We start from the raw sequence: 23,543 nt of genomic DNA, 5'->3' as shown, positions 1-23,543 counted from the left end.
GATGAGTTTGATGCGTTTGGCAATCCTGGCGTCGGCCCTGCTGACGTCGTTCGTGGGCACCGCCCAGGCTCAAACTACCCTGCGCATCGGCATCGCCGAAGATCCTGACATCCTCGATCCCAGCATCGGCCGCACCTATGTCGGCCGCATCGTGTTCTCCGCCTTCTGCGACAAGTTGTTCGACATCGACGAGAAGCTCAACATCGTGCCGCAACTCGCGCTGTCCTACGAGACGTCGACCGACGGCAAGGAGATGACGATCAAGCTGCGGCCGGGCGTCAAATTCCACGACGGCGAGCCGCTGGACGCGGAGGCCGCAAAATTCTCGCTCGAGCGTCACATGACGTTGCCGACCTCGTTCCGCAAATCCGAGCTTGCCAGCGTCGACCACGTCGATGTAGTCGATCCCCTCACCATCAAGCTGGTGCTGAAGACGCCCTATTCGCCGCTGATCGCGCAACTTACCGACCGCTCCGGCATGATGGTGTCGCCGAAGGCCGCGAAAGAAGCCGGCGACAAGTTCGGCCTGCATCCCGTCTGCGCCGGCCCCTATAAATTCGTCGAGCGTGTCCAGCAGGACCGCATGGTGTTCGAGAAGTTCGCCGACTACTGGAACAAGGACAATATCCACATCGACCGAGTCGTGTTCCTGCCGATCGTCGACGCCACCGTGCGCCTCGCCAATTTGAAATCCGGCGGACTCGATCTGATCGAGCGAGTGCTCGCCACCGACATCAAGGATGTCCGCGCCGATTCCCGCCTCGTGCTGTCGACGGCGCCGGAGCTCGGCTATCTCGGCCTGACCGTCAACATCGGCAACGACAAGACCAAGGGTCCGCTGAGCCAGACGGCGAAAGTCCGTCAGGCGCTCGACCTGTCGATCGACCGCGAAGCCATCAACCAGGTGGTCTTCAACGGCGAGTTCACGCCCGGTAATCAATGGGTCAGCCCGAAGCATCCCTATTACCAGAAGGCCTTTCCGGTCCGCGGCCGCGACGTCGCGAAGGCCAAAGCGCTGCTGAAGGAAGCCGGCGTCACCGCGCCCGTGACCGTGGATTACATGATCCCCAAGGGTGCCGAGAACGAAGCGGTCGCCCAGGTGGTACAGTCAATGGCCGCGGAAGCCGGCTTCGACATCAAGATCCGCGCGGTCGAGTTCGCGACCACCTTCAAGCAGGCCCAGGCCGGCGAGTTCCAGGTGTTCCAGATCAACTGGAGCGGCCGCATCGATCCCGACGGCAATTCCTACATCTTCATGCGCAGCAAGGCGCCGCAGAACGACGGCGTATATTCGAACCCCGAGGCCGACAAGCTGATGGAAGACGGACGCATGACGTCCAATGTGGATGAGCGCAAGGCAATCTACGAAAAGCTGACCAAGATCCTGCTGGACGACCTCCCGATCATCTACATCTACCACCGCACGCTCCTGATCGCCCACACCAAGAAGCTCGACGGCTACCGGCAGATGCCCGATGGCCTGGTGCGCGTGGTCGGGTTGAAGTTCAAGTGACAAAGTTGACCATGCGTGCGTGTCCCGGACGCGGCGCAGCGCGCAAGCGCTGCACTGCAGATCCGGGACCCATGGCGACATCCCGTCGGGTTAGATGGGTCCCGGTTCAGCAGCGCAACATTGCATGCGCTGCGCGCGGGACACAGGTCCAGTCATGCTGAACTTCCTCACCCGCCGCATCGCGCAGATCGTGCCGACACTGTTCTTCGTGTCGGTGCTGATTTTCTCGTTGCAGCAATTGCTGCCGGGCGATCCCGCGCTGGTGATGGCCGGCGAGGAGCGCGATCCCGCGGTGATCGAGCAGATCCGCCAGCAATACAAGCTCGACCAGCCGATCCCGGTGCAATACGTCTACTGGCTCAAGGGCGTGCTGACAGGCAATTTCGGCGAGTCCCTGCGCAACAAGATGCCGGTGCGCGAGCTGATCGCGCAGAAGCTGCCGGTGACGCTTCAGCTCGGCTCGATGGCGATCCTGATCGCCTTCTGCATCGGCATCCCCGCCGGCATCGTCTCCGCGGTCAAGAAAGGCACGGCCTGGGACTATGGCGCAAACCTGTTCGCGCTCTGGGGTGTCTCGACGCCGAACTTCTGGCTGGGGATTCTGCTGATCTTCCTGTTTTCGATTCACCTGGGCTGGCTGCCCGCCTCCGGCTACGTGCCGCTCACCGAGAACTGGCGCGCGAGCCTGGCCGCCACCATCATGCCGGCCTTCGTGCTCGGCAATGCGATCTCTGCGATCCTGATGCGGCATACCCGCAGCGCCATGCTGCAGGTGCTGGAGAGCGATTATGTCCGCACCGCCCGCGCGAAAGGTCTCTCCGAGCGCTCGGTCATCCTCAAGCACGCGATGCGTAATGCGCTGACACCCATCATCACGCTCGGCGCGCTCGAGCTTGGCACGCTGCTGTCAGGCGCCGTGCTGACCGAGCAGATCTTCTCCATCCCCGGCTTCGGCAAGCTGATCGTGGACGCCGTGTTCAACCGTGACTACGCGGTCGTGCAGGGCGTGGTGCTGGTGACGGCCACGGTCTACATCACGCTGAATCTCATTGCCGACATTGCCTATGTCCTCGTCAATCCGCGGCTGCGAGGGTAACCATGACCGACGCGGCGCTGGCCAGTCCCGTCACGCAAGCTCACGAGCTGGACAGCCCGGCACGCCGCGCCCGGCGGCGCCTGTTCAAGCGCAAGGCTGCGGTATTCGGGCTCGTCGTGATCATCGCGTTCATCGCACTAGCGGTGCTTGCGCCGTTGGTCGTTCCCTACGATCCCATCGCAACGAGCTGGAGCCTGGTGCGCAAGCCGCCGACCGCCGTGCACTGGTTCGGCACCGACGAGCTCGGCCGCGACATCCTGAGCCGCGTCATCTACGGCGCGCGGGCGTCGCTGCTCGCGGGCCTGATCTCGGTTGCGATCGCGCTCGGCATCGGCGTGCCGCTCGGCCTCCTTGCCGGCTATCGAGGCGGCTTCGCCGACGCCCTGATCAGCCGGATCACGGATGCGATGCTGGCCTGCCCCTTCCTGATTCTGGCGATCGCGCTCGCGGCATTCCTCGGTCCGAGTCTCGGCAACGCCATGATCGCAATCGGCATCTCGGCCACCCCGATCTTCATCCGCCTGACCCGCGGCCAGGTGCTTGTCGTCAAGGCCGAGGATTACGTCGAGGCTGCGCGCGCGCTTGGCAATCCGCCGTGGCGGATCGCGTTCTCGCATATCCTGCCGAACATCTTGCCGGCGCTGCTGGTGCAGGCGACACTGTCGATCGCAGCCGCCATCATCGCCGAAGCCGCGCTGTCCTTCCTCGGCCTCGGCCAGCAACCGCCGGCACCGTCATGGGGCAGCATGCTCAATGCGGCCCAGCGTTTCCTAACCCAGGCGCCCTGGATGGCGATCTGGCCGGGACTTGCGATCTTCCTGGTGGTGCTGTCGCTGAACCTGCTCGGCGATGGTCTTCGCGACGCCCTCGACCCGCGCCAGCGTTAGAGCATGATCCGGAAAAGTGTGCAGCGGTTTTCCGAAAAGATCATGCTCAAACAATAGCCTAAAGCGCGATGACGATTCATCCTAATCTCATCGCGCCTTAGATCACCACTTCCCGCAGCACGCGGCGGCAATCCATCTCGTATTCGAGATCGACCACGGGCGGCCGGGCAAAATGCCAGGTCAGGCCGGAGCGCAGCGCACCGCGACGGACCAGTTCGTCGACCAGCGTGTGGTGGAAGTCGTGCACGGAATAAGCCTGCACGCCTGTCGTGTCCTTCCAGCCAAAGCCGAAGGCCGTCATGCGGTTCTCCATCTGCGACGTTGTGGTGAAGCGCACCTTCTCGCGAAGGCCCTCCGGGCTGAGGTCGCGGTAGCGTACCGTGCGCTCAACATAGGTCCCGCTGCCCTCGCGCGCCTCGGCGCCGCCGGCGATCACGAAGCTCGGCGTCGTCGAGCGGGTTGGACGGGTGAAGGAGAACGCATAGAACGAGGGCTCCGCCGGCGGATCGATCTCGGGACAGACGTTGCTGCGCGCCACCGGATTGGTGGTGCCGTCGAAGATGCCCCATTCCGACAGCGTCTTCACGTAATGCAGGTTGAAGGCACGAAAGCCCTCCTCGCTGAAAGCCGCCGGCGAGCGCAGCTCGCAGGCGCAGAACGCCGTCAGCGGGCGTCCCGCCTCCTGGATGAACTTCGCTGCCAGCGCGAACCCTTCCGCAAGCGGCACCAGGCGGTCGAAGCGGACGCGCTCGATCTCGTAGCCGTCATCCGCGGCAGCGCCCGCCGAATACTGGAACACGGACGGAATGAAACGATAATTGCCGGCAGAGAACTCGCGGATCATGACGGACTCCTATTCCAGTTGCATGCGAATGCCCTTGGCGCCATTGAGCAGACGCTTCAGGTGAAAGCCGGCCAGGGGATCGTCGGCATGCATGCCGACCAATGCGGCGAAGGCCGGCATGGCGGCTGCGTCGCCGGCCTCCATCTTGGCAAAAGCCTCGGAATACAGCGCCGTTTCCGGCGCGTCGAATTTGGCCTGCGGCAGAGGCTCGAACGCGCGCAGTGGTTCGCTGCGTCCGCGCAGCATCAGCTCACCGATAAGCCGGCCTTGAAACTTCTCGGCCGACTTGGCAACGCTGGCGCTGACGCAAATGCGCGTTCCCAGATGCTTGTTGGCAGCCTCCAGCCGCGCCGCGATATTGATGGAATCTCCATAGGCGGTGTAATCGAAAAAGCGGTTTCCACCGAAATTCCCGACCAGTGCCGGTCCGGCGTGAATGCCGATGCGGGTCGTGCCGAAGTTTACACCCCGGGCCTTCTGGCGCACGCAAAAGTCCTGCGCCCAGGCATCGAGATCGTGGGCGCAGGCCACCGCACGCGTCGCATAGTCCGGCTGATCGCCGGGCGCATTGAACAGGACCTGGATCGCATCGCCGATGATCTTGGCGACCGTCCCCTCATGCGCGAAGACGATTTCGGTCATCCCGCCGACATATTCGTTCAGCAATTCGCCCAGCGTCTCGGGCGGCGCGCTTTCGACCAGCGAGGTGAAGCCGGTGATATCGGTGAAGATGGTCGCGACCTCACGCCACTGCACTTCAATCCCCTCGCCTTCGCCGCTGGCCGCGAGACGCTTGGCGAGCTGCGGGGAGAAATGACGCGAAAGCGCAGCGTGGGCGCGCTCGGCTTCCGCCTGGCGCCGCCGCACCTCGCGCAGCATCTCGACGTGGCGAATGGTCTTGTCGATCGTGGCTTCCAGGTCGGCGAAATCGATCGGCTTGGTCAGGAAGTCGAACGCGCCGCGGTTCATGGCGGTACGGATATTGCTCATGTCGCCATAGGCGGAGACGATGATGGTCGACTTCTTGTCTTCAGCCTCCTGCAGCTTCGCAAGCAGCGACAGTCCGTCCATCCTGGGCATGTTGATGTCGGAGACCACCATGTCGACATGCGGGTTCTGCTCGAGCGATTGCAGCGCCTCGAGGCCGTCGCGCGCGAACTTGATATCGATGAGTCCGTCGCGAATCTGCCTGCGAAACTTCTGCAGGATCAGCGCCTCGAGATCCGGCTCGTCATCGACGAAGAGGATGGTCGCAGTCATGCGGCTTGCTCGAGCCTCGTGTCGATCTCCTGCCGCAACAGCGCAAAGTCGATCGGCTTGGTCAGCAGCCCGACGGCGCCGCGCTCGATCGCCTTGCGTCGCGTCTCGGCATCGCCATAGGCCGTGATCATGATGACGGGGACGTCCGGATGCGCAGCACGCACCTTCGGCAACATGTCGAGCCCGCTCATGCCGGGCATGTTGATGTCCGACAGGATCAGGATCAAGGAGGGATCGCGAACCTCGGCGGCGCGCTTGAGCGCGTCGGGAGCGGAGGACGCAAATTCGATCTGGAAGCGGCCGGCGCGCAGCTCGCGCCGGAATTGCTGCCGGAACAGCGCCTCGACGTCGGGCTCGTCGTCGACGACCAGGATGTATACGTTCAAGTCTTGCCTCCGGTAGTGCCGCCTGCCGCCATCGTGCGTGGCAACGTGATGATGAATTCGGTGAATATACCGGGTGTGGTACTCACGTCGATCGTGCCGCCGTGCTGTTTCACGACGATATCATGGCTCATGGACAGGCCGAGGCCGGTGCCCTCACCGGCCGGCTTGGTGGTGAAGAAGGGGTTGAACATCTTCTCCTTCACTTCGGGCGGAATTCCGGTGCCGTTGTCGCGGATCCGGATTTCGACGTTGCCGCCGAGATTTTTGGTCGCAACGTTCAGGGTAGGCTCGAAGCCATCGCCCTCGCTCTCCTTGCGCTTGGCAACCGCATAGAATCCGTTCGAGATCAGATTGAGGAAGACGCGCGTGATCTCCTGCGGATAGATGTCGACCATACCGGCCGCGGGGTCGAAGCCGCGCTGGAGCGTGACGTTGAAGGCAGGCCGTTCGGCGCGGGCGCCGTGATAGGCCAGATTGAGGCTTTCTTCCACGATTGCGTTGATATCGACGGCGCGATGCTCGCCGGAGCCCTCGCGCGAATGCAGCAGCATGTTCCTGACGATGGAATCGGCACGCTTGCCGTGCTGCACCACCTTCTCGAGATTGCCCTTGAGCATGCCGGCCAGCTCCCCGATCTCTTCCTTCGCCTTGCCGTCGAGCGCAACCGATTGCAGGGTCTCGTTGAGCTCGTCGATCAGTTCCGTCGACACCGAGGAGAAATTATTGACGAAGTTGAGCGGGTTCTTGATCTCGTGGGCGATGCCGGCGGTGAGCTGGCCGAGAGACGCGAGCTTCTCGGTCTGGATCAGGCGATCCTGCGCGGCGCGCAGGTCGTTCAGGGATTGCCGGAGCTCTGCGGTGCGCTGCTCGACCTTGTTTTCGAGGTCGGCATAGGATTCCTGCAAGCGCGCGCCCATGTCGTTGAACTGATCGGCGAGGCCTTCGAGCTCGTCACCGGTTTTGATCGAGATGCGCTGGGAGAAGTCGCCGCCGCCGATCCGCTCGGCGCCGCTACGCAGCGCCTGGATCGGGCCCACCATGCGGCGCGCCAAGAATATCCCGGCGAGCACCGCGAAGATCGATGCCGCCAGCAGCACGATCGCGAGCCGTTGCAGCGCGGCATAGAGCGCGGCATAGGCTTCCTCGACCGGCAGCTCGACGAACATGGTCCAGCCGAGCGGTTGGATCGGAGCCGATGCCGCCAAGACCTTCTGACCCTGGATATTGCGCGCTTCCTCGATCACGTCCGGCATGGTGCCGCCGGCAGCTTGTGCGGCGCGCACCTGTGCGAGGCCGGACATGTCGGTATTGCGCAGCACGAGACTGATATCGGGATGCGCGATCAGGCGTCCCCCCGGTCCGACCACGTAGGCGTGCCCGTGCTCGCCAACCTTGATCTGGGACACGACGTCCCAGATCAGCTTGAGATTAACCTCCGCGATGCTGACGCCGGCATCCTTGCGCGCGCCGGCCAGAGCCAGCGTCATATAGGGCTCGGAGTCCCTGCGGAAGTAGACCGGCCCGTAATAAACCTTGCGTGCTGCCGCCTCGGTGAATTTCGGATCGCCCGACAGGTCGATCCCGCTGTCGATCGCGTCCATCGCCAGCCGCGAGACCCGCAATCGCTCCTTGCCCGTCGAGTCCACCTGCGCGAGTTCGGTGATGGCGGGCACCTGGCGCAACAGCCGCAGCGCGTCGAACCGGCGTTGCTCGATCGAGCCTCCCGACCAGGGCAGTTGCGTGGTCCAGCCGAGCTGGCTCTCGATCTCCTTGACGAACTGCCCGATCTTGGCCGCCGCCGCCTCGGCCTGCTCGTGCTGGACCCGGATCAGCGAAGCCTTGTGCTCGCGATAATAGAAGAAGACCTCGAACAGGCCGTTGACGAGCAGCGCGATGGCGACGACGGCCACGAACAGCGCGACATATTTGGTGAACAGCCGTGTCCTGATCCCCTGCCCCGTCGCCGCGCCCGTAGCGACGCCATCGGGCGCCGCGGCTGGCAGCGTCCTAGCTTGCGGAGTGTCTGGATGGAGGGAAAGGCTCATCCCCCGGAACCTAGCAAGAAGACCGGACCTTGTCTCTCGCAGGCGCGGGAGAGCGCGCCGGCTTGAACCGCCGGCGCAACGAAAAAGGGCGGCAACGGGGACCGCTGCCGCCCTCTGGTTCGCTTCGCTTGCAGCCTCAGGTCGGCCGCAGGGCCTTGTCGGAGCCGAGATCGAGATCGGCAATCTGCTTGTTCCGCTCCGAATCGGCCGACGCGCGATGGTCGGTCGCCAGCACCACGTAGACCGCCGGCAGCACGAACAGCGTGAACAGCGTGCCGATCGACATGCCGGCCACGACGACCAGACCGATCGAGAAGCGGCTGGCCGCGCCCGCGCCGGTCGCGGTCAGGAGCGGGATCAGGCCCGTCACCATCGCGGCTGTCGTCATCAGGATTGGCCGCAGACGGATGCGGGCCGACATCTCGATCGCGGAGCGGCGGTCGAGCCGCTCGTTGACCTGGAGCTCGTTGGCGAACTCCACCATCAGGATGCCGTGCTTGGTGATCAGGCCGACCAGGGTGAGCAGACCGACCTGGGTGTAGATGTTCATGGTCGCAACGCCGAAGAACAACGGTATCAGCGCGCCGACGATCGCCATCGGCACCGAGATCATGATCACCAGCGGGTCGCGCAAGCTCTCGAACTGCGCCGCCAGCACCAGGAAGATGATGATCAGCGCGAAGCCGAAGGTGATCGCGAGCTGATTGCCTTCCTGCACGTATTGCCGGCTATCGGCCAGATAGTCGTGGCTGAAGCCTTGCGGCAGCTTCTTGGCCTCGCCCTCGAGGAAGTCGACCGCGGCGCCGACGGTCACGCCGGGCATCGGGACGGCAGAGAACGTCGCCGAATTGAGCTGGTTGTAGTGAGTCAGCGAATTCGGGTCGGTCTTGGTCCTGATCGAGACCACGGTCGACAGCGGAAGCTGCTGGCCGGTGTTGGTCGTCACATAGTAGCCGCCGAGCGATTCCGGCGAGAGCCGCTTGCCGCGCGGCACCTGCGGAATCACCTGATAAGACCGGCCCTCGAGGTTGAAGCGGTTGATGTAGTTGCCGCCGAGCAGCACCGCGAGCGTTGCGCCGAGGTTCTGCATGTTGACGCCGAGGTCCTGCGCCTTGGTGCGGTCGATCGTCACCTCGACGTTCGGCTGGTTGTAGGCGAGGTCGCTGTCGGAGACGATGAACATGCCGCTCTGGCGCGCGGCGTCCTTCAGCTTCTCCATCTGCTCAAAGACAGTCTGGAAGCCGGCCGTGGAGTTGATCACCATCTGGATCGGCAGACCGCCGGGTCCACCAGGCAGCGGCGGCAGGTTGAACGCGAAGGCCTGCACGCCCTCGATCTTGGAGAGCTCGGCCTGCACCAGCGGCTTCAAGGCAATCGACGATCGTGTGCGTTCGTCCCACGGCTTCAAGAGCATGCCGGCGATGCCGCCCTGCGGGCCGTTGATGCCGTTCAGCACGAAACGCAGATCGGTCTCGGGGAATTTCTGGAACTCCTTGTCGAGCTTCTCGCCGTAGAAATCGACATAGTCGATGTTGGCGTATTTCGGCGCCTTGGTCACCGCGAATACGATGCCCTGGTCCTCCTCGGGCGCCAGCTCCTTCGAAGTGTGCATATAGAGAAAGCCGACGAGCCCCAGGATCGTCACGGCGAACAGGCCGGTGATGGCCTTGTAGTCGAGCGAGCGATCGAGCTTGCGGCCATACCAGCGCGTCATGGCGCCGAACACACGGTTCACGAGCTTGGCGAAGCGGCCCTCTTCGGTGTTCTTCAGCAGCACCGAGCACATCATCGGCGACAATGTCAGCGCGATCACGCCCGACACGATCACGGAGCCCGCCAGCGTGAAGGCGAATTCGCGGAACAGCGAGCCGGTGAGACCGCCGAGGAAGCCGATCGGCGCGTACACCGCGGCCAGCGTGATGGTCATGGAGATGACCGGGCCGACGATCTCGCGCGCGCCTTGTAGCGAAGCCTGGACCGGCGTCTTGCCCTCCTCCAGATGGCGGTGGATGTTTTCCACCACGACGATGGCGTCGTCGACCACGAGGCCGATCGCGAGCACCATCGCGAGCAGGGTCAGAAGGTTGAAGCTGAAGCCCAGCGCCAGCATCAGGGTGCAGACGCCGATCATCGACAGCGGGATGGTGACGACGGGAATGATGACCGAGCGGAGCGAAGCCAGGAACAGGAAGATGACCACGATCACGATGATCACGGCTTCGCCCAGGGTTTTCTGCACCTCGTCGATCGAGGACTGGATGAACTTGGTCGAGTCGTAGGCGACCTTCATCTTCATCGAGGGCGGAAGATTGCGTTCGAGCTCGGGGAACAGCGCGCGCACACCCTTGACCAGCGTCAGCGGGTTGCCTTGCGGCGTCGCCTGCACGCCGATGAAGATCGCGTGCTCGCCGTTGAAGGCGACGCTGGCGTCCGTGCTCTGGGCCGCAAGCTCGACGGTGGCGATGTCCTCCATCCGCACGAAGCCGCCGTCCTTGGCCTTGACGATCATCTTCTTGAACTGATTGACGTCGGTCAGGCCCGTATTCGTCGACACGTTCGAGACGATGAGATAGCCCTTGGTCTGGCCCGCCGCGGACTGGAAGTTGTTGGCGGTAATCGCCGCGGCAACATCGGCCGGCGACACGTTGCGGCCGGCCATCTTCACGGGATCGAGCCATAGCCGCATCGCAAACGTCTGGCCGCCCAGAATGTCGGCCGAGGCGACGCCGTCGACGGTCGACAGCACCGGCTGCACCACGCGTGTCAGATAGTCCGAGATCGCCGAACCCGACAGCTCCTCAGAGGAGAAGCCGAGATACATCACGGCCGTGGTCTGGCCGGTGGTCTTGGTGACGATCGGGTCGTTGGATTCCTTCGGGATCAGGTACTTCACCGAATTCGTCTTCGCCAGCACCTCGGTGAGCGCCTGGTTCGGATCGAAGTTCAGCTTGATGTAGACCTGGATGGTCGAGGTGCCGAGCACCGAGGACGAGGTGATGTAGTCGACGCCCTCGGCGGACGCGACCGCCTGCTCGATCGGCGTCGTGATGAAGCCCTGGATCAGGTCCGCGGACGCACCGGGATAGACGGTCGTGATGTTGATGACCGTGTTCGACAGCTTCGGATACTGCCGGATCGGCAGCACCATCGCCGCACGAAGACCGATCAGCAGGATCAGCAGACTGACGACGACCGACAGCACCGGTCGCTTGATGAAAATATCGGTAAAGGCCATCGCGGCGATCTCGATTCCATGTCTCAAGAAAAGTGATCCGGCCGAGCCGGATCACTTGAATGTATTTGTCAGTAGCGCGGCGGCTGCGCCGGAATTGCCGGGGCCGGGTCGGTCGAGATCGACACCGGTGCGCCGGATTGCAGCTTGAGCTGGCCGACGGCGACGACCTTGTCGCCTGCCTTCAACCCCTTGACGATTTCGACGCGGCCTTCGACCCGGTTGCCGGTCTGAACGAAGGTGCGCACAGCGGAGAGGCTGGTCTTGCCGTCATCTTCCTTCTTCTCGGAGATCACGAACACCGAGTCGCCATACAGCGTGTAGTCGACCGCGGTCTCCGGCACGGTGATCACGGCCGGCTTGTCCGGCAGCACCACCGTGGTGGTCACGAACATGCCGGGCTTCAGGATCTTCTCCGGATTGGCGATCGTCGCCTGCACGCGGATGTTGCGGGTGTCGGTCGAGATCTGCGGCTCGATCGTTGTGATCTTGCCTTCGAAGGTGCGGCCCGGATAGGCGTCGACCCTGAGCCGGACAGTCTGGCCGACCTTGAGGTTACCGGAGTCCTTCTCCGTCACCGTGAAGTTGGCCCATAGCTCCGAGAGATCAGTCAGCGAGACGATGGCGGTGCCGGCAGTGAGATACTGGCCGACCTCGACCTTACGCACACCGAGATCGCCGGCGAACGGCGCGCGCACCAGCTTCTGCGAAATCAGCGCTTCGGTCTTGGCGATGCCGGCCTGCGCCTGGTCGTAGGCGGCCTGCGCGGTATCGACGGTCGCCTGCGGGCCGAACTGGCGCGCGGCGAGCTGCTTGGCGCGGTCGAGCGACAGCTGAGCCACGGTTGCCTGCGCCTTGTAATTGGCGAGATCGCCCTGCTCCGGTGCGTCGAACAGCTGCACCAGCGGCGTACCGGCCTCGATACGCGTACCCGGCTCGAACTTGATCTCGGTGACGCGGCCGTTGACGTCGGCGGAGACGTCAACCTGGTGCACGGCGACGAGGCTGCCGACCGCGGTGAGCAGGTTCGGCACCACCTCGGACTTCGCTTCGGCCGCGCTGACGGCGGTCGGCGGCGGCTTGTTGTTGGCGAAGAACTGCTTGATCATCTGGCCGCGGAAATAATTGAACCAGACGAGACCACCGACCAGCACGCAGAGAAGCGTGCCGACGATGATGAACCACAGCACCGGCCGGGCCGGACGCTTGGGAGCCTTGTTGTCGATCGGTTGGCCCGAAATCTTGTGTTCGGCTACGATGTTCATGTCATGCACTTTCTGCAATCGCCGTCCTGCCCGCATCCGTGGCCTGATCGTGGCCCAGATGCGAAGCAATTGCGGCGTCGTTAAGTCCGATACCCCTCAGGAGAAACTCACAGAGCTGCCGCTCCAGCTCGTTGGCCTTGCCGTAAGCGAGACAGGGCGCGGCCGGCAGCCTAGTCAGCGCCGCGGTCATCACCGCATGATGCGCGAACCAGAACAGGTTGAGCGGATCGCCCGTGCAGGGCCGCGCGTCCCCGGCAGCCACCGCGCGCTCGAGCGAAGCGACGAAGACGGCCCCGATCAGCGTCTCGATCTTGGCATACAGCAAACGGGCGAATTCGCCATCGTCCAAATGGCTCGTGGCCATCAGTCGCAGGCGCTGCGCCTCTTCTTGGTCGGGCCCGTCCGCGATCGCGAGGAAATGCTGGACCATGCCGCGGATCAGCTCGACCAGGGCAGCCGTCGACGGTTCCCGTTCGAGCAGCTCCATCAGCGCCGGATCCGCCTCGCATTCGTCGCTCAGGATCTCGGCATAGAGCGCCGCCTTGGACGGGAAATGCTTGAACAGCAGCGCCTCGGAAATGGCAGCGGCGGCCGCCACGCTCTTGGTCGTGGTGCCGTTATAGCCGTGTCGGGCAAAGCAGCGTTTCGCGGCACCGAGGATCAACTGACGCCTCAGGTCGCTCGTCATACGCAATGAGCTCATGCTAGTGAGTAAGCACTCACCCACGCAAAAGTCAAGCACTATGCTGCATCGCAACCTAAATGCGTTGTAGATTCAGGGGAAATTGGCCACGCCCGCACGGCCTCCGTGCAGGACGTCAATGCCGGCAAGCCGGCGCTAGATCGGCTGGAAACCGAGGTCGCCGCGAATCCGGTTGACGATGTAGGTCCCGTCCCGGGTCGGTAAGATCCGCTCGACGCTGGCGCTGTCGATCTTCACATTGACGAAGCGGGGCCCGGCCGAGACGTCGTGGACGGCCTTGGCGAAGGCCTCCACCTCCGCCATGGTCGAGATCGACTGGCTGTCCGCAATGCCGCACGCCTTGGCGACGCCGACGAGGTCGGCGGCCGCGGAGGTGTGGCTGGTCTGACCTCCGGTCTCGCCATAGGCCTCGTTGTCGAGCACGACGATGGAGAGGTTGGACGGTTTCTGCAGCCCGATGGTGGCGAGGCTGCCCATGCCCATCAGCATCTCGCCGTCGCCGGTGATGACCAGCACCGGCAGCTTCGGCTGCGCCAGCGCAAGCCCGAGCCCGATCATCGCCGCGCCGCCCATGCCGCCCCAGAGATAGAAATTGCGGGCGTGGTCGCCGGCCGCGCACATGTCGTTGGTGGAGGCACCCAAGCCACCGATCGCAACAACGTCCTTGCGGTCGGCCAGCAGCGTGGACACCACTTGGCGGCGGTCGAGGAGATTGGCCTTGCTCATTTGGTGAAAACCTTGGCGCCGATCAGGCGCTGCGACAGAAGGACGGCGGTGGGGGTGAGCGCATTGTAGGCCTGCGCGGCGGCCGCCTCGAGCACGGCCGGAACCTCGGCTGGGTTCGAAGCACGCAGCACCTGGACACCCGACAGTTCGAACACGCCTTGCGTGGTCGACCCCATCGGCACCTGCCACGGATTGAACTCGCCCCACTCGCCGCGCATGGTCACGAGCGTGAGGAACGGAAAGCGCAGGATCGGGATCAGCGACAGCATGTTGATGCAATTGCCGACGCCGCTCGACTGCATCAGCAGCACGCCGCGTTGCCCGCCGGTCCAGGCCCCCGCGAGCAGCGCGACGCCCTCCTCCTCCGTCGTCAACGCAATGCCGCGCATCGTGGACGACGCCAGCACACGCTGGATCAGCTTCGAATGGCCAGCGTCGGGCACGTACGGCACCTGCCGGACGTCGAAGCGCTGCAATGTCGCGAAAATATCGTCGGGCCAAGTCGGGGCCGTGTCGGGAGCGTCAGCGCGGGCGTGCATTTTCCTGTCCGGTCGGCTAGCAATGTTTCGAAGACTGTAGACGCATGCACACGTCGACTAGAACAACAAAAACGGCATATCGGCTTTAACCGGCGAGTATAACGGGATGAACGCAGATGCGAAGGCGCTGGCGGCAGGCTTCGACCTCGAGAAGCTGGCGCCGGAGTTCTACGACAACCCCTATCCGACCTATCGTGCACTGCGGGAGAACGAGCCGGTCAAGCGCCTGCGCAACGGCACCGTGTTCCTGACCCGCTATGACGACCTCGTCACCACTTACAAGAACACCAAGTCCTTCAGCTCGGACAAGAAGCGCGAGTTCGCGCCCAAATACGGCGACACGCCGCTTTACGAGCACCACACCACCAGCCTCGTCTTCAACGATCCGCCCGCGCATACCCGCGTGCGCCGCCTGATCATGGGCGCACTGTCGCCGCGCGCGATCGCGGGGATGGAGGGCGATCTCATCAAACTGGTCGAGAGCCTGCTCGATGCCATCGCCGCCAAGGGGACTTGCGAGCTGATCGAGGATTTTGCCGCGTCCATTCCGATCGAAGTGATCGGCAACCTGCTCGACGTTCCCCATGACGAGCGCGCCCCGCTGCGCGACTGGTCGCTGGCGATCCTCGGCGCACTCGAACCGGTGGTGTCGCCTGACGCAGCTGCGCGCGGCAACAAGGCGGTGCAGGACTTCCTCGCCTATCTCGAAACGCTGGTCGCGCGCCGGCGTCAGAAGCCCGGCAATGCCGAGCGCGACGTGCTGACGCGCCTAATCCAGGGAGAGGAGAACGGCGAGCGGCTGACCGAGAAGGAACTGCTGCACAATTGCATCTTCCTGCTCAATGCCGGCCACGAGACCACGACCAATCTGATCGGCAATGGCCTCGTCGCGCTGGACCGCAATCCCGACCAGAAGCAGCGCCTGATCGACCACCCCGACCTGATCAAGACCGCCGTGGAGGAGATGCTGCGCTACGAAAGCTCCAACCAGCTCGGCAACCGCATGACCACCGAGAAGGTCGAGCTCGGCGGCGTCATGCTCGAAGCCGGCACCTCGGTGACGCTGTGCATCGGCGCGGCCAACCGCGACCCCGCGCAGTTTCCGGACCCCGAGCGCTTCGACATCGCCCGTACGCCGAACCGCCACCTCGCCTTCGCCACGGGCGCGCATCAATGCGCCGGCATGGCGCTGGCGCGACTGGAAGGCGCGATTGCGATCTCACGTTTCCTGGCGCGCTTTCCGAATTATGCCGTGAGCGGGGCGCCGGTGCGGGGCGGGCGGGTCCGGTTCCGCGGCTTTCTGAGCGTGCCCTGCGCGCTTGGCTGACGGCCAACAACAAAAATGGCGAAAACAACCCCATGCACAGTAGAGCGTGGGCCGGCGGACGACGCGCTGTGGTTCGGCAGAACCATCTGACGCTTCGAGCAAATCTGGCCGGTCCGCGCCATCGGGCGCATCAAGGCTTCCAAGCGGGCAAACCGATACCCACATTAGTTTGACCGCGGCCGGTGCAGCCGCTTGACGCCGGCGCGCAGCAATGGAGTGACGGCAGATGAGCGCGTCGGTCATTGATTTCGTTGCGACGGAAGCACGCTTTGGCGCCCACAATTACGAGCCGATCGGCGTCGTCCTGTCGCGCGGCGAAGGTGTCTGGGTCTGGGATACCGACGGAAACCGCTATCTCGATTGCCTCTCCGCCTATTCGGCGGTCAGCCAGGGCCACTGCCACCCCAAGATCCTGGCGGCGATGGTGGAACAGGCGCACAGGCTGACGCTCACCTCGCGCGCCTTCCACAACGACCAGCTCGCCCCCTTCTACGAAGAGATCGCGGCGCTGACCGGCTCCCACAAGGTGCTGCCGATGAACAGCGGCGCCGAGGCGGTCGAGAGCGCGATCAAGTCGGTGCGCAAATGGGGCTACGAGGTGAAGGGCGTGCCGGACGGCCAGGCCGAGATCATCGTCTGCGCCAACAATTTCCACGGACGCACGCTCGGCATCGTCGGCTTTTCAACCGACCCCGAGACGCGCGCTCATTTCGGGCCGTTCGCGCCGGGCTTCAAGCTCATTCCGTTCGGCGACGCCGCGGCGCTTAAAGCCGCCATCACGCCAAACACCGTCGCCTTTCTGGTCGAGCCGATCCAGGGCGAAGCCGGTGTCGTCATTCCGCCAGCCGGCTATTTCACCGAGGTGCGGCAGCTCTGCACCGCCAACAACGTGATGCTGGTGCTCGACGAGATCCAGACCGGGCTCGGCCGCACCGGCAAGCTGCTCGCCGAGCAGCACGAGGGAATCGAGGCGGACGTGACGCTGCTCGGCAAGGCGCTGTCCGGCGGCTTCTATCCGGTATCGGCCGTGCTCTCGAACAACGCAGTGCTGGGCACATTGCGGCCCGGGCAGCACGGTTCGACCTTCGGCGGTAACCCGCTTGCCTGCGCGGTGGCGCGCGCGGCGATGCGGGTGCTGGTCGAGGAAGGCATGATCGAGAACGCGGCCACGCAGGGCGCGCGCTTTCTGGAGGGCTTGAAGGACATCCGTGCCAACACGATCCGCGAGGTGCGCGGGCGCGGCTTGATGCTGGCGGTCGAGCTTCATCCCGAGGCCGGACGGGCGCGCCGCTACTGCGAGGCGCTCCAGGGCAAGGGCATCCTCGCCAAGGATACCCATGAGCATAGCATCCGCATCGCGCCGCCGCTGGTGATCACCAGCGACCAGGTCGACTGGGCGCTGGAGCGGTTTGCCGCGATCCTGACGCAGGATTTCTCTTGAGGCGCCTGCGTCGGAAGATCGCATGCCGGCCGTGGCCAAGAACGAACGATTCCGCCGTCTTTGCGTTGAAAATCGTGGGCGATTATGAGCTGGGAGCCAAGGTCATGCTTCCGCGTGGCGTTTGCCTGACGGCTGTTCTGGTTGGTGCCTCGATGCTGGCGACGAGCGCGTCGGCCCAGGGACCCCTTGGACACGGACGGGGTGGACCACCAGGGCCCGCCGCAGCGCCGGCAGCGCGGCCCGCAGCACCGCCGGCGATGGCCCGTCCGGCCGCACCGCCGGCCATGGCCCGTCCCGCCGCACCACCAGCGATGGCTCGTCCGGCCGCGCCGCCAGCCATGCCGCAGCGGCCGGCGATGGCGCCACGACCGGCGCCGCACATCGCCTCACCGCCGCCGCGTCCGGCCCCACGTTTTGCTGCGCCGCCGTCGCGACCTGCCCCGCACGTAGGCTCGCCGCGACCCGAAGTCCGTCGGGCGCCGGCAGCGGAGCAACGTCCGGCCATGGCGCCGCGGCCGACGCCTCATATCGCCGCCCCATCGCGCCCAAGCGCACCTGCAGCCGTGACCGAGCGACCGGGACCGCCGCGCGAGACGCTTTCGCGCCAATCCGCGCAACGCCAAGACCGCATCGACCGCTTGCAGCAGCGCGTGCAGCAATTGCAATCGCAGAAGCCGGAAGGCGCAAGGGCGCAACACCAGCAGCAGCGGTTGCTGCAGTCGCAGAACCGCCTTCTTGAGCGCGAGCAACGTGTCCAACAGCGCTCGCAGCAGGTCGAGCAGCGCCAGCGCGAGATGCTGTCGCGCCAGACCACGGAGCGCCAGACCCGCATTGATCGCCTGCAGCAGCGCGTGCAGCAATTGCAATCGCAAAAGCCGGAAGGCGCGCGGGCGGAACGCGCGCAGCAACGGATGCTCCATGCGCAGAACCGCTTGCTCGGCCGTGAGCAGCGCGCGCAGCAAATTGACCTGGCGCGCCAGCAGCGGCTTGGATTGCAGGCTCCGGCCGCGCGCGCTTCGGCGCTTGCGGCCGCCACGCAGGCCGCCGAGCGCGGACGGTTTGCCACGCGCTTCCGCGAGCAGGCCACGTCGCGGACCCAAGAGGCTCTCCTCACGCGCCAAAGTGGCTGGGCTCCCCGGCAGGCCTGGCGTCACCGTCATCCCGCGGTGTTCGTGGCTTGGCTCGGGCCCGTGTTCTGGCCCTACGCCTATTCCGACATCTTCAACTACACGTTCTGGTCCTATGGCTACGAGCCTGGATACTGGGCGTACGCCTATGACGACTTCGTCGACACCGTGTTCTGGGGTGGTGACGGCCCCTACTCCGCCTATGCCAGCACCAATCCCTATGACTATCCGCAAGCCGGCGGCGGCTCCCGCACGCGCCAACGTGCCAGCGTGAGCCCGCAGACGCTTCAGCAATTATGCGGCACACCGGACAAGGGCGTGACCGCCTGGCCACTTGCCGACATCGCGCGGGCGGTGCGGCCGACGCCGGAGCAACGCACGCTGCTCGACGAGCTGAAGACGGCGGCGGCGAGCGCTGCCGGTGTGTTCAAGGACTCCTGCGCGGAGACTTATGCCCTGACTCCCCCTGGCCGCCTGCGGGCAATGATGAACCGCATCAGCGCGACGCTGGAAGCCGTCAAGATCGTTCGACCGGCACTGGAGAATTTCTACAACTCGCTCAGTGACGAACAGCAGGCCCGCTTCAACGCACTTGGCCCCAATGTGGGCGAACGGTCGCCGCAACAGCAGGAGGCCAGTGCCGAAGGCTGTGCCGATCCGAAGTCCGGGCTGACGCAGTTGCCGATCCAGAGGATCGAGACCGTGCTCCACCCCGCAGGCAAGCAGAAGGAGGCGCTCGACCGCCTCAGCGAAGCGACGGCCAAGGGCGTCGAGGGCCTGCAGGCGGCCTGTCCGAACGATGCGCCGCTGACACCGGTTGGACGGATGGAGACGATGCAGCACCGGCTCGAGGCCATGCTGACGGCCGCCAAGCTGGTCGAACCCGCCCTCGACGAGTTCTATGCCACGCTGAGCAGCGAGCAGAAGGCGCGCTTCAACACGCTGCAACAGGTCGCTAGCCCGTGAGGGCAGCGCGCCTGGGAAGCCAAGGTGCGATGAGAGTGGGGTTGAAGCGTCATCGCAGGTTGTGGACGGTTCCTATGGGGCACGTACTCATCTGTGGACGCCCCGCCAGATGCAAGCGGTTTTTGAAGAAGATTGGCACGTAGTCGGATGCTGCCATCTGTCCGGCCTCTGATGCAGCGATGGAGCTGCGGGCCCGTATGGGAGTTCGCGGACCGGAACCAAATCATAAATGCGTGCTCTGGGCACGATGAGTACATCTGGTTCTTCCGGCCCCGTCTCGCCGACTGTTGCGCCATACTCTCCTTCGACCGACTGCACCTGCGACGACCTCAGGCCCGCCAGGCTCACGCCATGGCCGCGACCGGAGCTCTGTAGTTTTCCTGCTTTACAAGCAGCGCCCAGACGATCCGCGCCATCTTGTTCGCGAGCGCCACGGTTACCAGCATGCGCGGTTTGCGTGCCAGCATCTGCTCGAGCCACGAACCTCTTGGCGCGCCCCGTTTGCTCGCCTGCTGCACGACGGCGCTGCTGCCGATGATGAGGAGGCGCCTGAGCGTGCGTTCGCCCATTTTGGACGTCGCGCCAAGCTTCTGTTTGCCACCCGTCGATCGTTGAAGAGGCGTAAGCCCCAGCCAGGCGGCAAAGTCGCGGCCCTTGGCGAAGGTCTCGATCGGCGGCGCTAGGGCGGCGATCGCTGTGGCGGAGATCGGGCCGATGCCAGGAACGGTCATCAGCCTGCGCGATACTTCGTCCTCGCGAGCACGTCGCGCGATTTCCTGGTCGAGGTCCGCGACCTTGCCATTGAGGTCGGTCAGCAGGTCCAACATCAATCGGAACATGGCGTGGGCCGCTTTGGGGAGCGAGCTGGCCATCTCTTCTTCCTCGATCAGGTCGGTAAGCATCGTCACGTGCGACGGCCCCTTAGGTGCGACCCATCCATATTCAGTGAGGTGTCCCCGGATCGCGTTGATGAGCTGCGTTCGCTGCCGCACTAACAGGTCACGGGTCCGAAACACCAGACCCGCCGCCTGTTGCTGTTCGCTCTTCACGGCCACGAACCGCATGCTCGGCCGCTGCGCTGCTTCGCAGATCGCCTCGGCATCGATCGCGTCATTCTTTTGCCGCTTCACAAACGGCTTTACGTAGGCGGGAGGGATCAGCCGAACTTCATGGCCAAGCTGGGTCAGTTGACGGGCCCAGTGATGCGCTCCGCCACATGCCTCCAGAGCTACCGTGCAACTCGGCTGAGCTGCGAAGAAATCCAGCAGCTTTCCTCGGCTGATCCGTTTGCTGAATATTGCTCGCCCTTTCCCGTCTGCTCCATGAGCGTGGAAAACATGCTTGGCGATATCCAGACCGATTATGATAACCTCTGACACGGACGCCTCCCTTAAGTGGTGCTCAACACCTCCACTTTGGCACATCGATGCCGTCGGGCGGGGCGTCCACCCCATCATAAATCGAGCTTGATTGGTGCAGGCTTGCCCGATGTCGGCTATGCACGGGTAGCGATCAAACTCCGCACCACGGCGAAACGACGCGATGGGCCACAAGCCGACACTCGCTCGTCTCCTGACTTCGATCTCATCGATCTCTATTCAATGGCTGATCGCGCCGCCAATTCCGCTTTGCGGATCGCTTTAATGTCGTTTTCGGTGTGGTTCACCGGGGCGAGGCGAATCTCCACCTTACGGAGCTTGCCTACATAGGGATTTGGCGATGCGTAATTGTCACTGACCGGTGACCCCGTATCGACCCCGATGTCGAAAGTTTCATCGGCTGAGAACCGGCCCAAGACGGTCTTCTCGACCCGACCTTCGCCTACTTTCTTGTCGTTGACGAAAAGCGTCACCGTGCCACCCTTTGCAACCCCACCGCCGTCGTACTTGAAGTCCACGCGAACGGTTGCGGGGCCGGGTGCGAGCTTGTCCGAACCCGTCACCGTGAAGCGCTGCATCGAGAACCAGTTGTATTCGTAGGTCGGTCTGCCGTCCTCAACGTAAAGAGTGTAGCCAGCAACGCGGCCACCGGCAGCGACCAGCACGCCGTCACCACCTGTTTGTGGGACCTCGACATAGGCCGTAATGCTGTGCGAGCGGTTCTTTACATTGGGCGATGAGCTTTCGGGAATCCGCGTGGCACCCGGGTAGTAGGTGAAATTGGTGCGTCCCGCAATCAGGCTGGGACGCAAGCTGGGGTCAGCGCGCTCGATGAACCGGTCATCCAGCGGCAGCACATCGTACTTTGCCGCCTCGACCCAGAACAAGTCTTGCATGTCGCGCAAACGCTTAGGCTCCTGGGCCGCCAAGTCGTTGGCCTCGCTGAAGTCGCTCTCAATCCGGTAAAGCTCCCACTTGTCGTTGGCGAAATCATACGAGCCGATATTTTCCCAGGGCAGCCGTCCATGGCGGACGCATGCGACCCATCCGTCGCTGTAGATCGCGCGGCTGCCGAACATTTCGAAATATTGAACGCGACGCCGCTCCTCAGCCTTTGGGTCGTCGAAAGTGTAAACCATGCTGACGCCTTCTATCGGCTTTTGAGCGACGCCGTTGACCGACGAAGGCTGCTCAACCTGAGCCGCTTCCAGGATCGTTGGAACGATGTCGATGGCGTGGTGGAATTGATTGCGAATGGCGCCTTTGTCCTTGATCCTGTCAGGCCACGAGATGACGAGCGGATTTCGCGTGCCACCGAAATGCGAGGCGACCTGCTTGCCCCACTGGAACGGCGTGTCCATGGCCCACGCCCATCCAACCGGAACGTGGTTATAGGACTTCGGACCGCCGATTTCGTCGAGGCGCGCTAGGATAAAGTTCGGGTCTTCCTGCTGCCCGTTGATACCGACCATCTCGTTAAATGCGCCATTGAGGGTGCCTTCCATGGAGGACCCGTTGTCGCCAATCTCCCAGAAGACAAGCGTGTTGTCCGTTTGGCCGACTGCCTCCAGAGCATCCAGAACGCGCCCGACAAGGAAATCGGTTTGTGCCGTGTAGGCGGCGAACGTCTCCATCAGCCGCGAAGCAATACGCTTCTGATCTGCGGAAAGGGAATCCCAGGCGGGAATCTCCGCCGGCCGCGGGGTCAACTTGGTGTCTGGAGGGATGACACCAAGGCGAAGTTGCCGTTGGAATGTCTCGTCGCGATATCTATCCCACCCCTGATCGAACTGCCCTTTAAACTTGTCGATCCATTCCTTCGGCACGTGATGAGGAGCGTGCGTGGCTCCCGGCGCGTAATAGATGAAGAACGGCCTATCCGGAGTGACCGACTTTTGTTTGTTGATGTAACTGATCACCTCATCCGAAAGCGCTTCATTGAGGGTATAGTCCGCTGTCCTTCCGTTCGGGATCTCCATCTCAATCGGCGTGTTGTCGCGATAGAGCGCCGGCGCCCACTGGTTCGCTTCGCCCCCTAAGAAACCGTAGAAGTGATCAAATCCCTGCCGGGTTGGCCAGCGGTCATAGGGGCCAGACACGCTGGTCTCCCAATCCGGAATGTTGTGATTCTTTCCGAACCAGGCCGTGCTGTAGCCATGCTGGCGCAGCGGTTCAGCTACCATGGCGGCGCTGTTCGGGATCTGTCCGCTATAGCCGGGATAGCCGTCGCCCAGTTCGGTAATGTTGCCCGTTCCGGCAGAATGATGATTGCGGCCAGTGAGCAGCGCGGCTCGCGTCGGTGAACAAAGCGCCGTGGTATGGAAGCGTGTGTAGCGCAATCCGGCCTTTGCGAGCCGGTCCAGGTTCGGCGTTGGGATCTGCCCGCCGAATGTCCCCCATTGTCCGAAGCCGCAATCGTCGATCAGAACAAGCAGGACGTTCGGCGCGCCGCTTGGAGCATTAATGATCGGTATCTTGTCCGGCATCGAATCCTTATACGTGGTGCCGATTTTTCCCTTGAATGGCGGCTGCGGAAGCGGAAGTACTTCTTGAGCCTGCGCTGACCCGCGAAGCCAAGACCAACCAAGTGCAGAAGCAAGTGCTCCCTTCGCGGAAGAAAGAAAAAGCTCACGACGATTCATCGATGCCTCTCCTTTAAGCTATTGGGACCTGAATGCCTCCGCTTACGCCGACGAATTGCCATAGCGCGGCTGTACAACCGTCCTTTGATTGAAACGGGAGCGCCGTATCGTTCCCTTGACATAGATCAATCAGCCACGAGTGGCGCCATGTCCGCAAAGGGTCAT

17 protein-coding genes are annotated in these 23,543 nt (G+C 63.7%); 6 read left to right on the top strand and 11 right to left on the bottom strand.

Features of this window, described 5'->3' with window-relative positions; genetic code table 11:
- Position 1 precedes the first annotated feature (1 nt).
- The 3 genes from HAP40_RS12215 (at position 2) to HAP40_RS12205 (ending at position 3,496) form a co-directional block, all read left to right on the top strand.
- Positions 2-1,513, top strand: coding sequence for an ABC transporter substrate-binding protein (locus HAP40_RS12215; protein ID WP_166817573.1), 1,512 nt, complete (start codon positions 2-4; stop codon positions 1,511-1,513).
- A gap of 154 nt (positions 1,514-1,667) precedes the next feature.
- The gene (locus tag HAP40_RS12210; protein ID WP_166817574.1) at positions 1,668-2,609 is read left to right on the top strand and encodes an ABC transporter permease; all 942 of its coding nucleotides are present in this window, start codon (positions 1,668-1,670) and stop codon (positions 2,607-2,609) included.
- Between the two features lie 2 nt (positions 2,610-2,611).
- Positions 2,612-3,496 (top strand): ABC transporter permease, encoded by an 885-nt coding sequence (locus tag HAP40_RS12205; RefSeq protein ID WP_166817575.1) that lies wholly within the window; start codon positions 2,612-2,614, stop codon positions 3,494-3,496.
- 97 nt (positions 3,497-3,593) lie between these two features.
- On the opposite strand, the gene cnbZ is transcribed toward HAP40_RS12205, so the two are convergent.
- The 9 genes from cnbZ to HAP40_RS12160 form a co-directional block, all read right to left on the bottom strand.
- On the bottom strand, positions 3,594-4,340 hold the full coding sequence (gene cnbZ, locus HAP40_RS12200; RefSeq protein WP_166817576.1) for a 2-amino-5-chloromuconate deaminase CnbZ: 747 nt from the start codon (positions 4,338-4,340) through the stop codon (positions 3,594-3,596).
- A 9-nt stretch (positions 4,341-4,349) separates the two neighbouring features.
- On the bottom strand, positions 4,350-5,600 hold the full coding sequence (locus tag HAP40_RS12195; RefSeq protein ID WP_166817577.1) for an adenylate/guanylate cyclase domain-containing protein: 1,251 nt from the start codon (positions 5,598-5,600) through the stop codon (positions 4,350-4,352).
- Entirely contained in the window at positions 5,597-5,986 is a 390-nt protein-coding gene (locus tag HAP40_RS12190) for a response regulator (protein ID WP_166817578.1), read from the bottom strand. Before HAP40_RS12190 ends, HAP40_RS12195 begins: the two co-directional genes overlap by 4 nt.
- Positions 5,983-8,031 (bottom strand): sensor histidine kinase, encoded by a 2,049-nt coding sequence (locus HAP40_RS12185; RefSeq protein ID WP_166817579.1) that lies wholly within the window; start codon positions 8,029-8,031, stop codon positions 5,983-5,985. Before HAP40_RS12185 ends, HAP40_RS12190 begins: the two co-directional genes overlap by 4 nt.
- A 136-nt stretch (positions 8,032-8,167) precedes the next feature.
- A complete protein-coding gene (locus HAP40_RS12180) occupies positions 8,168-11,266 on the bottom strand; it encodes a MexW/MexI family multidrug efflux RND transporter permease subunit (RefSeq protein ID WP_166819530.1) in 3,099 nt (1,032 codons plus the stop codon).
- 68 nt (positions 11,267-11,334) lie between these two features.
- Entirely contained in the window at positions 11,335-12,528 is a 1,194-nt protein-coding gene (locus tag HAP40_RS12175; RefSeq protein ID WP_166817580.1) for an efflux RND transporter periplasmic adaptor subunit, read from the bottom strand.
- A 1-nt stretch (position 12,529) separates the two neighbouring features.
- Positions 12,530-13,216, bottom strand: coding sequence for a TetR/AcrR family transcriptional regulator (locus HAP40_RS12170; protein WP_208024947.1), 687 nt, complete (start codon positions 13,214-13,216; stop codon positions 12,530-12,532).
- Between the two features lie 150 nt (positions 13,217-13,366).
- The gene (locus HAP40_RS12165) at positions 13,367-13,957 is read right to left on the bottom strand and encodes a thiamine pyrophosphate-dependent enzyme (RefSeq protein ID WP_166817581.1); all 591 of its coding nucleotides are present in this window, start codon (positions 13,955-13,957) and stop codon (positions 13,367-13,369) included.
- Positions 13,954-14,496, bottom strand: a complete 543-nt coding sequence (locus HAP40_RS12160; RefSeq protein WP_166817582.1) for a phosphonopyruvate decarboxylase — start codon at positions 14,494-14,496, stop codon at positions 13,954-13,956. Before HAP40_RS12160 ends, HAP40_RS12165 begins: the two co-directional genes overlap by 4 nt.
- Before the next feature lie 106 nt (positions 14,497-14,602).
- On the opposite strand from HAP40_RS12160, the gene HAP40_RS12155 reads away from it, so the two are divergent.
- The 3 genes from HAP40_RS12155 to HAP40_RS12145 all read left to right on the top strand — a co-directional run bounded on the left by HAP40_RS12155 (position 14,603) and on the right by HAP40_RS12145 (position 19,357).
- The gene (locus HAP40_RS12155; protein ID WP_166817583.1) at positions 14,603-15,823 is read left to right on the top strand and encodes a cytochrome P450; all 1,221 of its coding nucleotides are present in this window, start codon (positions 14,603-14,605) and stop codon (positions 15,821-15,823) included.
- Positions 15,824-16,049: 226 nt separating this feature from the next.
- On the top strand, positions 16,050-17,264 hold the full coding sequence (rocD, locus tag HAP40_RS12150) for an ornithine--oxo-acid transaminase (RefSeq protein WP_166817584.1): 1,215 nt from the start codon (positions 16,050-16,052) through the stop codon (positions 17,262-17,264).
- 563 nt (positions 17,265-17,827) lie between these two features.
- Entirely contained in the window at positions 17,828-19,357 is a 1,530-nt protein-coding gene (locus HAP40_RS12145) for a Spy/CpxP family protein refolding chaperone (RefSeq protein ID WP_334270976.1), read from the top strand.
- Between the two features lie 344 nt (positions 19,358-19,701).
- Here HAP40_RS12145 and HAP40_RS12140 read toward each other — a convergent pair whose 3' ends face one another.
- Positions 19,702-20,736, bottom strand: coding sequence for an IS110 family transposase (locus HAP40_RS12140; protein WP_166812039.1), 1,035 nt, complete (start codon positions 20,734-20,736; stop codon positions 19,702-19,704).
- 215 nt (positions 20,737-20,951) lie between these two features.
- Positions 20,952-23,378 (bottom strand): arylsulfatase, encoded by a 2,427-nt coding sequence (locus tag HAP40_RS12135; protein ID WP_166817585.1) that lies wholly within the window; start codon positions 23,376-23,378, stop codon positions 20,952-20,954.
- Positions 23,379-23,543 lie beyond the last annotated feature (165 nt).

Origin of the sequence: Bradyrhizobium sp. 1(2017), assembly GCF_011602485.2 — a bacterium.
Classification (GTDB): domain Bacteria; phylum Pseudomonadota; class Alphaproteobacteria; order Rhizobiales; family Xanthobacteraceae; genus Bradyrhizobium.
This window is presented reverse-complemented; position numbering and strand designations above follow the sequence as displayed.

Excerpts from the sequence above, each read along its gene's own strand:
- HAP40_RS12215 (WP_166817573.1), top strand. The coding sequence starts at position 2 with ATGAGTTTGATGCGTTTGGCAATCCTGGCGTCGGCCCTGCTGACGTCG.
- HAP40_RS12210 (WP_166817574.1), top strand. The coding sequence starts at position 1,668 with ATGCTGAACTTCCTCACCCGCCGCATCGCGCAGATCGTGCCGACACTG.
- HAP40_RS12205 (WP_166817575.1), top strand. The coding sequence starts at position 2,612 with ATGACCGACGCGGCGCTGGCCAGTCCCGTCACGCAAGCTCACGAGCTG.
- cnbZ (WP_166817576.1), bottom strand. The coding sequence starts at position 4,340 with ATGATCCGCGAGTTCTCTGCCGGCAATTATCGTTTCATTCCGTCCGTG.
- HAP40_RS12195 (WP_166817577.1), bottom strand. The coding sequence starts at position 5,600 with ATGACTGCGACCATCCTCTTCGTCGATGACGAGCCGGATCTCGAGGCG.
- HAP40_RS12185 (WP_166817579.1), bottom strand. The coding sequence starts at position 8,031 with ATGAGCCTTTCCCTCCATCCAGACACTCCGCAAGCTAGGACGCTGCCA.
- HAP40_RS12180 (WP_166819530.1), bottom strand. The coding sequence starts at position 11,266 with ATGGCCTTTACCGATATTTTCATCAAGCGACCGGTGCTGTCGGTCGTC.
- HAP40_RS12175 (WP_166817580.1), bottom strand. The coding sequence starts at position 12,528 with ATGAACATCGTAGCCGAACACAAGATTTCGGGCCAACCGATCGACAAC.
- HAP40_RS12170 (WP_208024947.1), bottom strand. The coding sequence starts at position 13,216 with ATGACGAGCGACCTGAGGCGTCAGTTGATCCTCGGTGCCGCGAAACGC.
- HAP40_RS12165 (WP_166817581.1), bottom strand. The coding sequence starts at position 13,957 with ATGAGCAAGGCCAATCTCCTCGACCGCCGCCAAGTGGTGTCCACGCTG.
- HAP40_RS12160 (WP_166817582.1), bottom strand. The coding sequence starts at position 14,496 with ATGCACGCCCGCGCTGACGCTCCCGACACGGCCCCGACTTGGCCCGAC.
- HAP40_RS12155 (WP_166817583.1), top strand. The coding sequence starts at position 14,603 with ATGAACGCAGATGCGAAGGCGCTGGCGGCAGGCTTCGACCTCGAGAAG.
- rocD (WP_166817584.1), top strand. The coding sequence starts at position 16,050 with ATGAGCGCGTCGGTCATTGATTTCGTTGCGACGGAAGCACGCTTTGGC.
- HAP40_RS12135 (WP_166817585.1), bottom strand. The coding sequence starts at position 23,378 with ATGAATCGTCGTGAGCTTTTTCTTTCTTCCGCGAAGGGAGCACTTGCT.